Here is a 13,174-nt window from a genome sequence, read left to right on the forward strand (position 1 = left end):
AAATGCCGCGACTTTCTATTTTTCTTATTTCGTTGTAATACGCTAATATACATGAGCTTACCAATTTACTGTACACAGAAATCAGTAGCATACGACTCGTTGTATAACTCAGATTATGTTAAATACCCATTGATTACTGTTACTTGGGTTGTAACTACCAAAATAAGACTTGGTATAACTCTATTCATAACAAATTCTCCTGACCCGCCTGATGAAACCTGCATTTGCTGATTCGGCTGCGAGCTTACCCAGACTCGTTTCTTTTTTAGCTACCCAACACAAAAGCATCCTGGAAAACTGGCGCATAGCCTGTGATCAAGACCCGCTCCTGAGGGATGTCACGGATCTAAGTCAGGTTGATTTTAATGATGGCCTGCCCAAGATCCTAACGATCTTGCAGCAACGCTTATCAGGGCAACCGCAGGAAGCCAGTATTGACCAAATTGCCATCGCCCACGGCTTGCAACGGCAGCATAAAGCGCGTCTGGTGGTTGAGACGGTGCAAGAGTTGAACCACTTAACGCAAGCCCTCTATAGCGAGCTTGCTCACTTCCAAGAACGGTATCCCTCCACCGATTCCCAGCTGTTTTGGTTCATCCAGCAGCACATGACCCAAATCATGACCGAGCTGGTCAATGGAGTCGTCAAAATCTATGATCAGTTGCAGCGATCCGAAGCGGCTAATCGAATGGCCGTCCTACAAAAAATGCTCGATCAAATAAATGCCCTTTTGCAGGAGCGGAGTGGTCGGCTTAGAAACTCAATGCACGATTTAGGGGGTGGTATCGGCATTATCAATGCAGCGGCCAACCTCTTACAACTGGAAGAATTAAGTGAGCAGGACCGGACGGTTTATCTGGATATGTTAAACCGCAATCTGATTGGTGTAGGAGTGATGCTGACCAATCTGATGGACTTGTCCCGGCTGGAAGCAGGGCAGGAAAGGCTTCAGATTCAACCCATTGATGCCGCCCGGTTGCTGAAGGAGATGGTCAACAGTGTGCAACCGCTCGCCAAAGAGCAGGGTCTGGTCGTTCGGGCGAATGGGCCTGACTCCCTGCTGGTCGAAACCGATGCGGTCAAACTCCAGCGCATCATTCAGAACCTGCTACTCAACGCCTTAAAGTACACTCCGACTGGGTTTATCGACATTTCCTGGGCCGAACAGGATGGTAAGCAATGGATGTTTGAGATTCAAGATTCAGGACCGGGTTTACCGATTCAGGTCGTTACGCGGCTAAGGGGCCATCTCAAACCAGGTGTTAACCCTTTTGCTAGCCTGGAGCCTGAACCGCACGAACCGGCTACCCTTGTAGCTGGAGCTACGGATGAACAAGTCCCTGACTTGGCTTTAGAGAAATCCGCCCATGAATCCAGTGAGGGGGAAGGAATCGGGTTAACGATTGTGAAAGAGTTCAGTCAACTGCTGGGCGCTACGTTGGAGGTGGAAGCCGCTCCAGGCCAGGGCACTTCCTTTCGCCTTTGGCTACCCATTCGGTATTCCGTTTAGAGTAAACCGTTACCTCATTTTACAATAGGTTCTTGATACAAATTTGACCAAGCTCGTTTCAGAAGCTAACCTCCATTAATAAACAACCGCTTCGACGGTCCGACCGGATGAGTGCTGTTCCACAAGTTTGCCTCATTGATGACTCAGCTGATTACCGCTTTCTGGTTGAAGCGATCTTCAAACGTTACTTATCTGCCTATTCGTTTCGCTTGTTCGCCAGTGGCCCCGCTTTTTTGGATTCCTTGCCCCGGCTGGATGAAAAGCCTGATTTGATACTCCTTGACCAGCACATGCCCCAGTTAAGCGGGTATCAAACCCTGATCGCCTTAAAAGGGCAGACCGATTACCAATCCATTCCCGTGGTGATAATGAGTGCGGATGCGTCTCACTCGGAAATCAGCAGTTTTTATCAAGCTGGGGCAGCAACCTTTTTGCCCAAACCAACGGATTTCAACGCGCTAAAAGAGACATTGTTAGCCGCTTGCCAATACGCCAGCCAACCCCGATGAAACTTAGAAATATCCCTTAACATAAGATCCCTTATAAAACACCCCTTAGAAAAGTACAACGCCCGACTATCTCGTGAGAGGTAGCCGGGCGTTATACTTTTCTTATAATGGACAGGCAAGCCTTACTCTATTTTAGGCAGGTGTTTACCAATAATTTCCACTAATTCGGGAACAGAACTCGGCTTTTGGTGCCACCGGTCAGGAGCTATCTGATGAACGTTAGCTAACTGCTGCCGGTCTTCCGAGCCGGTCAGTAGTACGATTGGAATCGCTGACCAATCCGGGTACTGTTGCAAATGGTGGTAGGTTTCTGCACCGTTCAGAATGGGCATATTCAAATCCAAGAAGATCACGTCCGGGCGGGTAGGGGCGTTTTCTAAAGCGGCCAATAAGGATTGGCCATTCTCGAACCGATAAAATTCGCTCTCTGGGACGTGTTGATGAAGGGCCAGTTCAAATAGGAAACTGTCGTCGGGGTCGTCGTCGGCCAAAAAAACACGGATCGGCCGCGTCGTTGTACTATCCGTTGAGTAACTGCCTTCCATTAATCCCGATTCAATATGAAATCACGTAATACAAAATTTAAAAATCCTTAACACATAACCTATAAAAGCAATATAGAGTAAGCGTGAGCAACTAGGCCTACAAGTTAACTGACTGGTTTTGAGCTAAATCGTCTAATCAATTAATACTGGCCAGCTACGATTAGGTTGAAACAGACTCGGTTGATTCCTGATTATTCAAAAAGCGAATCCGAATCAGTGTTCCATGGCCAACGGTGGTTTCAATGTCCATAGTGGCTTTTAAAAACTCACACAGGCGCTTGACAACGAATAGACCAATCCCTTCGCTATCCGAAGATTGACTGTTACTCTCCTGTTTGAACTGCGTGTTGGGCACTTCGCTACTGGGGTAGCTGCTGGGGCCACCGGGTTGCTGGATGCCGGTAGGTTCGGACAGGGGCTTAAGTTGCGCAGCCAACAAAGCTACCGGGCCGGTGCTCAGGCCCGGCCCCGTATCCTGCACACTCACTAACCAACGCGTTTCGTTCTCGGCAGACCAGGAGACACTAACCGAACCCTTTTGGGTGTACTTTAAGGCGTTTACCAGTAGATTCTGCACGATCCGTTGTACTTTGACCGGGTCACTCAGGACGGGCAAGTGTTCAGGACCGTCGGCCTTTAGGGTCAACTTACGGGTACTGGCAAATTCCTGAGCACTGTCCACAATATCGCGCAGTAGCTTGGCGGCATCGAAAGGCTGTATCTCGACCGTCTCCAGACCCGCTTCCAGACGGGCATGATCGGTCATTTGGTGCAACATGTGCTGAATGGTCCCTAAGTTCCGGTTGAGCATATCGATGTATTCGTCGCGCTCGGCCGCTTTGGCGGGCATCTTCAGCAAATTGGCGGCACCGAGGAGAACGCCGAAGCTGGCGCGTAAGTCATGGGACGTTTGGCGGAGGTGCTCACCCCGTTGCCGACTAATTTCGTTGACTTGGTCCAGGGTGTGCTGAAGCGTTTGCGCTTGCTCGGCGGCGCTGGTCTGCCGGAGTTGATCGTAGTAAAGAACACTGCCTCCATTGGCCTCTCTGGCTAACCGGAGTAGCTGGTGGTGAACCTGAGTAATCACCTCAGGCTTTGTGTCGGGATAGAGATCGACGTATTGGTTTATCTCTCCCGCGAGAATATCGTAAAAGTTCGCTAACTCGTTGGTCAGTTCTCTGAGGGAATACCCACGTTGCCAGCGGTGTAGCCCATGCTGGCCCGCTCGTTCGACAGGGTCCGTTTCCGGTTCCTGTCCCTGGAGCCGTTGCGCCATAACGTTGAGAAGAACGGGCATCTGATCGTAGAACTCCTCCCGGGAAAAGCTGTTACGGGTGTCCATTCCCGTATCGTCAGCACACTTAAGGCGCCACTGGTTTAGAATAGCCTCCCGACGGGCGTAGAGCAAATGCTCGGCTATCTGGTTGATCTGGTTGTTGTACTCTTTATCTTTTTTGGTCATCAGTCAACTGGCTAATTTTACGGCTCCACAACAGCTTTACGCACGAGAGTAAGAAGATGGGTTAGGGGGTAGCGTAGCGGTCTGCCACCAGAAGTTGTGTAGAACCGTGAAATAATCCGGCCATTGCTGAAGGTTGGGTGACTTCACTACGTAGGATGAACATCCTAAATCGTACGATCCTTTGACGTCTTCTTTCGAGTTGGAATGGCTAAAGATGACGATGGGCAAGAGACGAGACAGCTTATTTTGTTTTATGGCTTTCAAGCATTGCCACCCATCGGCCCGTTGAGGAATATACAAATCCAACAGGATCAGGTTCGGTAATTGTCGCTCGTTTTGCGCTTGCAGATAGTCCAGTACCTGGTTCGGGTTGCTAATCCAAACGGCTTCGGTGTCAGGCATGGTGCTCGCAATGGCGGCTCGAATTAATGTCCATTGATCGTCGTGGTCTTCAACCACAAGAATCTTTTTCTTATACCCCATTAGCTTAATAAGTTAAGCAGATTACTGTAAAAGTATATAAACAATTGACAATAAATTAATTACCCGTTTTCAAGCCCACTAACAACCAGTTAGTTTGTCTCGGTCATGGTTTATTAAACTGGTCCCAGAACCCCTTGTCATCATAATCGGAAAATAGTCGGGCGTACGTTGGTCTTTAGTGCAAAACGGGGCCAAAATGAAAATAGCCCCGTAAAGTGCTGGTTTTGAGTCGGAGTAAAGAAAACGGTCGTTTGTTTTACTACCGGACCAACAGACCTCACACAGCCTATTTCACCTTATTTAAGGGCAAGTAACCCGGTCAAACAATCAACGTAAGCGTAGCTGCGCCGGTTATCGAGTTTTCTTATACCCTATTTTCGTTTTGGCCCCGTTTTGCACTACAGACCACTTAAGGAGTTCCGGTAGGTATTTTCCGGGTGCGAACCTGACGGCTAAATTCAGGGCTGGGCTTGAAGTAGGGAATAACATGAGCTTCGATAATGTGCGGTGTTCGCTGCGTAATGTTGCGCGCCGGTTTACGAGCGCGCAGCTTAGGTCCGAAGCTGCCAAACGTGCGAATATAAACGGTTTCTCCTTCGCTAACCACGCGCTTAACAACCTCAAAATAAGTTTCAACAATGGAGCGGCTAAGGTCGTCATCCAGCTCGGTCTGCTTACTAATCCGGCGGATTAAGTCTTGTTTTGTCATACCTAACTTACGATCTGGTTAGGGCTTAGGTTTTACTTTTTTTAAATACCCGTTCTGGGGCACGTAAGCCGGATCGGTATAGGTCTTCCAGTGGGCCGGAAAGTGGACCCGAACCCATTTTCCAAAAGCAACCCACTCCCGGTTATCGACTTGTAGTTGACTCAACTCCGCCTGCGCGGTGCTTGCTTGCTGGCGACTTGATGCCAGCTCATACAGACTCAGACCGATCAGGGCCAGCGGAAAAAGGCCCAGTACCAACCCACTGCGCCAATTCAGAAAGCCCACCGCATTAGCCCACCGGTCAGCCCGTTGCTGGCTGGCCCCCTCCATTCGGCCAGCGGCCCGGTCGCCCGCCCCCTGGATGGCGCCCACCGCTTTAGTGGTGGCGGCTTCAATTCCCTGTTTCAGCGCGGGCACCATCAACCGGGCAATAGCCCCGCTATCCGGTTCGACGGTAACGCCGGCCTGAGCCGCCACCAACAAAGCGGCTACCTCGGCCTGGGTGGCGGCGGCCGGACGTTGTTCCAGCCGGTCCAGTCGGCTCGATAAACCCTCCATGGCCTGACTATGGCGGGTTAAGGCTTGGGTCAGCCGTTGGATGGGGTCGCTCGGCTCAGAGGGGCTGATCAACGAGTGAGGGTCGGTCAGCCCCGGAGTAGGAGCCGGCATGGGTGCAACCGGATGATTGAGGTTCTTTAAAAATTTGTTCTCTTTCATAGACCTAATCCCTGCCCCTGGTGGTGGCGAAGGTTGTGTTCAAGTTGCTGATTAAGTTGAAGGGCTTCGGCGGCGTCTAATGCTTGCTGACGCGACAGTTCCAATTCTTGTTGGTGGGCCTGTGCCTGGCGAATCTGCTCGGCTTGATCCAGCGCGTGGCTCAACGCCTGGGTATCCTGCCGGTGGTAGGCCTGCCCTAAGCCAGCCTGCAACTCGACTTGCCGTTGCTGAGCGGCTAGTTCGATGGTCTGACTCTGCTCCTCTTGCTGTGTTCGCGCTAGGGAAGCCGCTTGGCTCAACTCCGCCTTCAACTCCTCATCCCCGTATTTCATGCCGTGCCGATACCGGAATGATTCGATCAAACCCCGCTCATAGCCAAAACCCTGATCGAAACTTTGCTCCACCCGCTGGCTAAAGCTGTTGCGCTCAAAACCGCCCAGCACCACCCCTTTCGTGGTGGCTTTATGATTGGTCAGGGGACTCAGGTGGTAGGGATTCTTGCGCTCGTGCAGCTCGTTTTTCTTTCCTTCCGCATACGCGCGTAGATTCTCCGTTCGGCTCACAATCACATGAATATGGGTCTGGTCGCCGGTCTTGGCGATCCCCTTTTGTTGCTCGCCCAGCTGTACGGCGCGGTCGGTATGGTCGAAACTGCGGTTGTGTTCAATCTTGGCAAACCACACTAAATCGTTGCTTTCTATTCCCTTTCCAAAATTGGCTGCGTACTGCTCCATCGTGGCTCGGGTGAACGCCTGCAACTTCTGCGGATCCGAGCCAATATGAGCTAATTCAGCCTGTGAGGGGGCTAAAATCACCTGATAGTACTTGGCATCCTCCCGGCCTAAATTGCGCTTATTGTGGTCAATCTGGGCCACGACCTCCTGGCCAGCCAACTGCTCCCGGTTCTGGCTAAACCATAACTCCGCCTGCTGCTCGGGCTTGAGCTTATTTTCTTTCTCCAGGTAGTCTACCAGTCCCCCGGAACTGCCCGCACCGCCTGCCCCTATCTTAGTCATCATGGCTTGGTGGGATTAGCCTGTTGCCGAATCAGTTCGTCGGCCTGCTGTTTGTACTCCGGGCGTAGGGCATTATCGACCAGGGCCGTGCGGAACGAGAGCCGCAACAGCATCTGCATCGCTTCGACCACGCCCGTCAACTGCTCTTCCAGGTGGGCGGGGGTCAGGCTGGTCCCTGAACCCGGTTCAGAGGCCTGACGTAAGGCCTTTACGTCGGCACGCATGGGCTTTAGGATCTCTTTCTCCTGCTCGCGGATAAATCCAATAAAGCGTTTGTCCAACGCATCAACTTTGTCGGTCAGTTTCTTTAAGGCTACATCCGGGCTATCGGCCTTAGGATAGCGCGGGTCAAGCTTGGTGACGGCGAAAAACTGCACCATAATCCCGATTAATTCTTTGTTGGAGAGGCCTAATTTATCCCCTAAGCGTTCCAACTGCTGATGAGTGCCCAGACTAACCGCTAAGCTTTTACGATCAATCATATTGGTAAAAAGTAGACATAATAACCTTGATAATCAGTTATTTACAATAAAAGTACATAAAATATCAGTATCTTATCAACTTTGAAATAGTATAAAATACTGACTATCAACCTCGTAGAGCGAGACGAACGGTATGGAGCGTAGCGGAATAGCGTTCCGTCTCGCTTTCTTCAAGACCGCTCCGCGCTCACTCGCACCGGATGGTCAAGCTTCGTATTGGGAAGCTAAAGAGGATCAGACAATTTACCAAATTGTAGCCTGGCCAGTTGAAGTGATCGAACAGGTAGAACTAGGAATATCGGAAAGGGAATTGAATGGATCAGTGTTTCTTCTTTTCATTAGTCTTCACTAAAGTAGACATTGACTCCCTATTGGAATAATACAAATCGTGAAACATTTAACTAAATTTATAGTTTCGGGCCCCGGTGCGGTTTTAGTTTTTGCTTTCTTTTTTCCCATTCGTTTTAACTAGTCTTGTTTGCTGCTTTTTTAGTTGTGGATAAGTCAAGTTTTTTACCCCCTTTTTACCTCTCAAAAGCGGTTTTTTTTGCATTTGCACTTTAGCAAAGTTTTCTTTTGCAAACTTTAAGGCTCCGTAACTAATTGATTTTTAGTAAGTTATAGGGGTATTTTATGCGTAATTGACGGTATTTTATGCGTAATTGACGGAGATTTTGGGGGTATTTTATGCGTAATTGACGGAAAAACAAGCATTATATTTATGTATTATATGCTTTTTATTTATTTTTGCGCATAAAATAATTTGTATGGTACAAATTGATACGTTCAAACAGACTAATGCTATCACTGGAGCTCGGTATGACTATACTACTACAGAAAAGCGTCTGGTATATCTGTCTCTCATTGAGGTTATGAAAACCGTCCAGGATGGCATTACAAATGACTTCTTCAATAGAGATCTCGACCTGTTTATCATGGAAGACCAAATGAAGAAGTCAGATCCTAATGACAATCGCTTCCGGGACTATCGTAAGGCAGTTGTTAGTCTACGCAAAAAGGACTTCTCCATTGATGAAACAGATGGAAGTTGGACAGAAACTGGCTTTGTAACAAGAGGAAAATATAAAAAGAACAAGGGACTAGAGGTAAGCATTTCTAGAGACGTTTTACCCTATCTCTATGAGCTCACAAAGAGATTTACAGTACTGGACGCCACTGTAGTCATGACTTTAGCGAGTAAGTTCTCTCAACGGTTTTATGAGTGGTGCTGTCAGTGGCGATCCGTTGGGAAATTTGAGTTTACACCGGATGGTCTCCGGGATGTACTTTGTATCAAGCTCTTAACAGCTCAGTTGAAACGAGACGTTATTGAGGTAGCTCAGGCTGAGTTAATGAGAATGTACGAAGACGGCATAAGTGATATCTATTTCACTTATAGCGAAGAACGAGGAGGACGCGGACGCGGGGGTTCTGTCAAACGATGGACCTTTCAAATTCACACTAAAAAGAAGCAAGTAGCTCAGGAAAGGGCCAAGAATGAGGATGTAGTCTTCGTGATGCGGTTTTTAGGACAGATCTTTGGGAAAGACTCACCACTGATAGATCAGGCCTTAGAAGCCCTTAAAACGCACGAGAACGTCAAGATATTTGCCGATCGAGCTGATGGGCTGCAAACATCAGGCAAACTTGATCGAACCAAAAATAAGCCTGGTTATATTCGATCAATACTTCAGAAAGAATTTGGCCTTGATAAGAAGTGAAACCCATTGGAGAACTGTTATCTAACTGACCAAAAAGGTAAACTAATGAACGCAACTGCAATTCGTCAAGGCATTAGTTATGTCACGAACAGTAAAGGGGAAAAAACGGCTCTACAATTGGATTTGACCAATGTAGCTGTCCAAGAGATTGTGGAGGATCTAATGGACACGCTTGATGCTGTCGAGCGACGCAATGAGCCTACACGACCTTTTGAGGAAGTCAAAAACGAAATATTATCAAACCATAGCTGACTAAGCTTAAATAAAGACACATGGAAACGACAAAACCTTTAGAACCTATTCCACCTTTACGACGGGGACAGTGGAATAGTTATTCCCCGGCCGATATTAAGCGTTGGGGTGTTCAACGCTTCCTGGATGAAGTCTGCGAAAAAGAGCCGATCCAGATCCCAGATTTAGGCTTTACTGAAGAAGAAAATCAACGGATGGACCAAATCTTAAAACAGGAACGAGAAGCTGCCGCCAATGGTCTTTGATACTAATCTGCTTATCGAGCATATCCGTCGTCAGCAGATGTTGCCCGCCCGTGCAGTTATCCCGGTTATTGTTGTTGGCGAGTTAGAAGCTTTTGCTCTCAAAGCCGATTGGGGTTATCAGAAGGTCTCATTTATGCAACGGCTATTTGAGCGTTTTCCGGTCGTGGAGGTAATCCGTGAGATAACCACTTTCTACGCTCGAATAGACGCTTATAGTCAAGGTGACCTACAGGGGCAACCTTTACCATCTGGTTTATCAGCCCGAAATATGGGTAAAAATGATATATGGATCGCGGCTACTGCCCTGTACTTAGACTTAGAGTTACACACTACAGACAACGACTTTAATCACTTACCACCATTAGGGTTGCAGTTAGTCAAGGGCGTCTGAAAGTATACCTCACGCAGTTTTGTAGTACTGAAACGGTTGTCAGTTCTATCGCTTACCAAATAGGCGTTTCCATAGGTTGCGTGGTTGTTGATCTACTGGTTTCTCTGGATCTGAACCAGTTGAACTAGGACTAGGCAAGAGTTTAAGCTCTCTGTTCTCTTCTCTCAAGCTTGTATTCTCAGCTCGTAGGTAAGCCGTTTCACTTTTCAGAAGCTGTATAATCTCATCTTTAGCAGTCAAAAGGTCTGTATAGGCTTGAGTAGACTCTTTGTCTACCGTTGTACTGCCATTGTCTACCCTTGTATAGGCAGAGTCCTTACTCGATTTTGACGGTGGGTATACATCAAACAAGTAGTTAGCCTGTATAGTGTACATAGCTCCCTGTTTCCCCTTTTTCATTTCAATAAAGGGTTTAGTTTCAGCTTTTTTGCATAGTCTACGTATAGTCCCTTCGTTTAGGCCTGTAGCTTCGGAGGCTTCTTTCAACGTTAGATAGCTCATAGCACTGTTAAGGCTTGTACATTCTTTGTACAATCATTATATAGGCTGCAATCAAGCCAATATGCTTCTTAATTGCAAGAAATGGTTAACATAGCGCTGATTATATAACATGGTACAAACCTAAAAGCATACGTTATGTCAAAAAGTAAAGTAATACGAATGGACAATGTGGGCATCGTGGTAGAATCCCTCGATGAGGTCATTACTTTTTTTAGTGAGCTTGGCCTGAAGCTCGAAGGACGATCCACAATCGAAGGAGAATGGGCTGGTCGCGTCACAGGACTGAGCACTCAGCGCGTCGAGATCGCTATGATGGTCACGCCCGACGGCCACAGTCGGCTCGAACTCTCACAATTTCTTGCCCCGCCTACAATCGATGACCATCGAAATGCTCCGGTGAACGCTCTGGGCTATTTACGTGTGATGTTCGCCGTAGAAGACGTTGACGAAACGCTCGTCAGGCTCCGCAAGTTGGGCGCGCAGCTAGTTGGCGAAGTCGTTCAGTATGGAGACTCGTATCGGCTTTGCTACATCCGCGGCCCTGAAGGACTTCTCATTGGATTGGCAGAACCACTCGGTAATAAATGAGTAGCGTCGCAGACTCCACTTTTTAAGCTTGGGTTTATATAAGATCACTTACACAACAAGACCAAACCGTTTAACCTACAATGGAAACTCCAAAGGGTACAGCACTAAATGAAGTTCAACTTTACGAGTTCATTGAAAAAGGAGTTAACGCTATTCGAGCGAAGGACATTAATACCTTGTTACCTTTGTTCGCGGCTGATATCGTCTCCTTCGACGTGGTAGGCCAGTTACGCTATGTAGGAACTGAAGCCATTCAGAAACGAATGGAAACTTGGTTTTCTTCTTTCAAAGAAGGACCGATTGGCTACGAGATTAGTGAGTTGAATGTCGATATAGCCACCGATATGGCATTCTGCCACCGAATCAACCATGTCAGCGGTAGTTTACAAACAGGTCAGCAATTAGATATGCGGTGGCGGGAGACCAGTTGCTATCGAAAGCTTGATGGGCAGTGGCTTATCATTCACCAGCATAGTTCAGCACCTTTCGACCCTGCAAGCGGTATGGCTTCTCTATCACTTGAAGCATGAAAACAGCATAATTCAACGTCAAACATAAACAAGACTATCCAAGACTATCATGGCAAAGGACAAGTCAGAACAACCAGTTGAGCCAAATTCCGCGCTCAGAAGCTTAGATAGATTGGTTGGCACGTGGCAGGTATCCGACGAAGCCCAGGGACAGATTACATTCAGATGGATGGAAGGCGGCTACTTTCTGATTCAAGAAGTTGATTTGAACGGTGGTGCCAAGGGGATCGAGTTCATTGGTTACGATGCGGAAAGCAAGACCCTCAAATCGCATTATTTCAATAACACGGGTAATCTTCTTGAGTACACGTATAAGACAGAAGGTAAAGCTTACACCGTTGCCATTGATATGCCGGGTCGCAAAGGTCAGTTTGTTGCGGAGTTTAGCGATGATGACAACACGTTAACGGGTCGCTGGGACTGGACACAAGACGGCGAAAAAATGGGCTATAACGCAACCATGAGAAGGATGAAGTAAAAACTATGTGCAAACTCTTGTTGCACTTTTTGGAGTTTAGGGGCGTCTGTGACGTGGTCTGATTACTGGGAAAATTTCTTAACATTAGCGGCAAGCTTCAATGACAATGCGCTAATATCAATAACCGCAACATAAAATGGACAGCAAAACCATACCTGTAACAGTAGTTATTACATGTAGTGTCAAACCTGAAAAGCTGGAGACGGCGAGACGAGAGCTTGAAGCTAACATTAAGACTGTAATGGACAGTGAAGCCGCCTGTCATGGTATTCGTGTGCACGATGACCCAAAAAACCCACGGAAACTTTTAATTATAGAACATTGGGACAGCGAGGAAATATTTAACGGACCTCATATGCAAACTCCTCACATGCAATCATTCCTTAAAACCGCCGAGACATTTCTTGATGGGGTTGCTGAATTTACTTTCTGGCGTGAAACTATTGTGTCCCCTTAACACAACCGCACATAATTTACCCAGCTAAGAGCACAACATATTTTATTTAAAAAAATTATTAAAATCAACAAGCATGAAAATGGGTGTTTACATCGCAGTTTCTGCTAATGAACTAATCTCAAACTCAAGGAATGTTCCCGACTAGTTATCCCCTGAATATGGGCAGGGGCTTTGTTCAATCAAATCACCCAAAAATCCGAATAAGAAGCCAGCAAACGCAGCGGCTCCTAAACTAATTGCAGTAATTAAGAACGGTATGACTGAACAGGAAATGGATGAGGCAGGCGAACGCTGGGTCAATCATCAGGGACCTTATATGACCGTGGCCGAGACCTTATCTTATGCCGCTAAACGAGATAAAACCACCTCCTCAGATTAGGCCCTTTTCCCGGAATATTCCCTCTACATAATCTAAGTTATACAATGAGTCTGGGAAATGTACAACTAACTGCCCCACAGTCGGTTTTCACTTCTCCCAGACTCGTATGCTACTGGAATAGGTTTACAAAGGGGAACAAAACTGATTATCAGCTTGGTATTGCACATTTCCGTACCGAACTTTTTTATACGGATACCAT

General features: G+C 47.5%; 17 protein-coding genes. 9 read left to right on the plus strand and 8 right to left on the minus strand.

The window, feature by feature from the left end:
- The first annotated feature begins 211 nt into the window (after positions 1 to 211).
- The gene (locus tag ACYVHB_RS32370) at positions 212 to 1,510 is read left to right on the plus strand and encodes a sensor histidine kinase (protein ID WP_461056190.1); all 1,299 of its coding nucleotides are present in this window, start codon (positions 212 to 214) and stop codon (positions 1,508 to 1,510) included.
- 107 nt (positions 1,511 to 1,617) lie between these two features.
- Positions 1,618 to 2,019, plus strand: a complete 402-nt coding sequence (locus ACYVHB_RS32375; protein WP_461056191.1) for a response regulator — start codon at positions 1,618 to 1,620, stop codon at positions 2,017 to 2,019.
- A 122-nt stretch (positions 2,020 to 2,141) separates the two neighbouring features.
- Here the strand turns inward: ACYVHB_RS32375 and ACYVHB_RS32380 are convergent, their stop codons facing one another.
- From ACYVHB_RS32380 to ACYVHB_RS32410, 7 genes are all read right to left on the minus strand, one after another.
- Positions 2,142 to 2,564: a response regulator gene (locus tag ACYVHB_RS32380; RefSeq protein ID WP_461056192.1), complete on the minus strand. Its 423-nt coding sequence runs from the start codon at positions 2,562 to 2,564 to the stop codon at positions 2,142 to 2,144.
- Between the two features lie 160 nt (positions 2,565 to 2,724).
- Positions 2,725 to 4,026 (minus strand): sensor histidine kinase, encoded by a 1,302-nt coding sequence (locus ACYVHB_RS32385; protein WP_461056193.1) that lies wholly within the window; start codon positions 4,024 to 4,026, stop codon positions 2,725 to 2,727.
- Between the two features lie 36 nt (positions 4,027 to 4,062).
- Positions 4,063 to 4,509, minus strand: coding sequence for a response regulator (locus ACYVHB_RS32390; RefSeq protein ID WP_461056194.1), 447 nt, complete (start codon positions 4,507 to 4,509; stop codon positions 4,063 to 4,065).
- A 409-nt stretch (positions 4,510 to 4,918) separates the two neighbouring features.
- On the minus strand, positions 4,919 to 5,218 hold the full coding sequence (locus tag ACYVHB_RS32395) for an HU family DNA-binding protein (protein WP_461056195.1): 300 nt from the start codon (positions 5,216 to 5,218) through the stop codon (positions 4,919 to 4,921).
- 18 nt (positions 5,219 to 5,236) lie between these two features.
- On the minus strand, positions 5,237 to 5,887 hold the full coding sequence (locus tag ACYVHB_RS32400; RefSeq protein WP_461056196.1) for a hypothetical protein: 651 nt from the start codon (positions 5,885 to 5,887) through the stop codon (positions 5,237 to 5,239).
- Positions 5,888 to 5,931: 44 nt separating this feature from the next.
- Entirely contained in the window at positions 5,932 to 6,954 is a 1,023-nt protein-coding gene (locus ACYVHB_RS32405; RefSeq protein WP_461056197.1) for a DUF5712 family protein, read from the minus strand.
- Entirely contained in the window at positions 6,951 to 7,433 is a 483-nt protein-coding gene (locus ACYVHB_RS32410; RefSeq protein WP_461056198.1) for a BfmA/BtgA family mobilization protein, read from the minus strand. The genes ACYVHB_RS32405 and ACYVHB_RS32410 overlap by 4 nt, the downstream gene beginning before the upstream one ends.
- Before the next feature lie 767 nt (positions 7,434 to 8,200).
- Here ACYVHB_RS32410 and ACYVHB_RS32415 point away from each other — a divergent pair.
- The 3 genes from ACYVHB_RS32415 to ACYVHB_RS32425 all read left to right on the plus strand — a co-directional run bounded on the left by ACYVHB_RS32415 (position 8,201) and on the right by ACYVHB_RS32425 (position 10,042).
- A complete protein-coding gene (locus tag ACYVHB_RS32415; RefSeq protein ID WP_461056199.1) occupies positions 8,201 to 9,154 on the plus strand; it encodes a RepB family plasmid replication initiator protein in 954 nt (317 codons plus the stop codon).
- 272 nt (positions 9,155 to 9,426) lie between these two features.
- Entirely contained in the window at positions 9,427 to 9,651 is a 225-nt protein-coding gene (locus ACYVHB_RS32420) for a hypothetical protein (protein ID WP_461056200.1), read from the plus strand.
- Positions 9,641 to 10,042: a type II toxin-antitoxin system VapC family toxin gene (locus tag ACYVHB_RS32425; RefSeq protein WP_461056201.1), complete on the plus strand. Its 402-nt coding sequence runs from the start codon at positions 9,641 to 9,643 to the stop codon at positions 10,040 to 10,042. Before ACYVHB_RS32420 ends, ACYVHB_RS32425 begins: the two co-directional genes overlap by 11 nt.
- Positions 10,043 to 10,087: 45 nt before the next feature.
- On the opposite strand, the gene ACYVHB_RS32430 is transcribed toward ACYVHB_RS32425, so the two are convergent.
- Positions 10,088 to 10,543 (minus strand): hypothetical protein, encoded by a 456-nt coding sequence (locus ACYVHB_RS32430; RefSeq protein ID WP_461056202.1) that lies wholly within the window; start codon positions 10,541 to 10,543, stop codon positions 10,088 to 10,090.
- 135 nt (positions 10,544 to 10,678) lie between these two features.
- Here ACYVHB_RS32430 and ACYVHB_RS32435 point away from each other — a divergent pair, with 135 nt between their 5' ends.
- The 4 genes from ACYVHB_RS32435 to ACYVHB_RS32450 all read left to right on the plus strand — a co-directional run bounded on the left by ACYVHB_RS32435 (position 10,679) and on the right by ACYVHB_RS32450 (position 12,596).
- Entirely contained in the window at positions 10,679 to 11,131 is a 453-nt protein-coding gene (locus ACYVHB_RS32435) for a VOC family protein (RefSeq protein ID WP_461056203.1), read from the plus strand.
- A gap of 80 nt (positions 11,132 to 11,211) precedes the next feature.
- Positions 11,212 to 11,661, plus strand: a complete 450-nt coding sequence (locus ACYVHB_RS32440; RefSeq protein ID WP_461056204.1) for a YybH family protein — start codon at positions 11,212 to 11,214, stop codon at positions 11,659 to 11,661.
- 49 nt (positions 11,662 to 11,710) lie between these two features.
- The gene (locus tag ACYVHB_RS32445; RefSeq protein WP_461056205.1) at positions 11,711 to 12,139 is read left to right on the plus strand and encodes a hypothetical protein; all 429 of its coding nucleotides are present in this window, start codon (positions 11,711 to 11,713) and stop codon (positions 12,137 to 12,139) included.
- Positions 12,140 to 12,275: 136 nt separating this feature from the next.
- Positions 12,276 to 12,596, plus strand: a complete 321-nt coding sequence (locus ACYVHB_RS32450; protein WP_461056206.1) for a putative quinol monooxygenase — start codon at positions 12,276 to 12,278, stop codon at positions 12,594 to 12,596.
- The last annotated feature ends 578 nt before the right edge of the window (positions 12,597 to 13,174 follow it).

It is taken from the genome of Spirosoma arcticum (assembly GCF_054779955.1).

Bases quoted from the DNA above. Each gene is read 5' to 3' on its own strand.
- ACYVHB_RS32380 (WP_461056192.1), bottom strand. From the start codon at position 2,564: ATGGAAGGCAGTTACTCAACGGATAGTACAACGACGCGGCCGATCCGT.
- ACYVHB_RS32375 (WP_461056191.1), top strand. From the start codon at position 1,618: ATGAGTGCTGTTCCACAAGTTTGCCTCATTGATGACTCAGCTGATTAC.
- ACYVHB_RS32390 (WP_461056194.1), bottom strand. From the start codon at position 4,509: ATGGGGTATAAGAAAAAGATTCTTGTGGTTGAAGACCACGACGATCAA.
- ACYVHB_RS32395 (WP_461056195.1), bottom strand. From the start codon at position 5,218: ATGACAAAACAAGACTTAATCCGCCGGATTAGTAAGCAGACCGAGCTG.
- ACYVHB_RS32410 (WP_461056198.1), bottom strand. From the start codon at position 7,433: ATGATTGATCGTAAAAGCTTAGCGGTTAGTCTGGGCACTCATCAGCAG.
- ACYVHB_RS32435 (WP_461056203.1), top strand. From the start codon at position 10,679: ATGTCAAAAAGTAAAGTAATACGAATGGACAATGTGGGCATCGTGGTA.
- ACYVHB_RS32450 (WP_461056206.1), top strand. From the start codon at position 12,276: ATGGACAGCAAAACCATACCTGTAACAGTAGTTATTACATGTAGTGTC.
- ACYVHB_RS32425 (WP_461056201.1), top strand. From the start codon at position 9,641: ATGGTCTTTGATACTAATCTGCTTATCGAGCATATCCGTCGTCAGCAG.
- ACYVHB_RS32420 (WP_461056200.1), top strand. From the start codon at position 9,427: ATGGAAACGACAAAACCTTTAGAACCTATTCCACCTTTACGACGGGGA.
- ACYVHB_RS32385 (WP_461056193.1), bottom strand. From the start codon at position 4,026: ATGACCAAAAAAGATAAAGAGTACAACAACCAGATCAACCAGATAGCC.
- ACYVHB_RS32415 (WP_461056199.1), top strand. From the start codon at position 8,201: ATGGTACAAATTGATACGTTCAAACAGACTAATGCTATCACTGGAGCT.
- ACYVHB_RS32440 (WP_461056204.1), top strand. From the start codon at position 11,212: ATGGAAACTCCAAAGGGTACAGCACTAAATGAAGTTCAACTTTACGAG.
- ACYVHB_RS32445 (WP_461056205.1), top strand. From the start codon at position 11,711: ATGGCAAAGGACAAGTCAGAACAACCAGTTGAGCCAAATTCCGCGCTC.
- ACYVHB_RS32370 (WP_461056190.1), top strand. From the start codon at position 212: ATGAAACCTGCATTTGCTGATTCGGCTGCGAGCTTACCCAGACTCGTT.
- ACYVHB_RS32405 (WP_461056197.1), bottom strand. From the start codon at position 6,954: ATGATGACTAAGATAGGGGCAGGCGGTGCGGGCAGTTCCGGGGGACTG.
- ACYVHB_RS32400 (WP_461056196.1), bottom strand. From the start codon at position 5,887: ATGCCGGCTCCTACTCCGGGGCTGACCGACCCTCACTCGTTGATCAGC.
- ACYVHB_RS32430 (WP_461056202.1), bottom strand. From the start codon at position 10,543: ATGAGCTATCTAACGTTGAAAGAAGCCTCCGAAGCTACAGGCCTAAAC.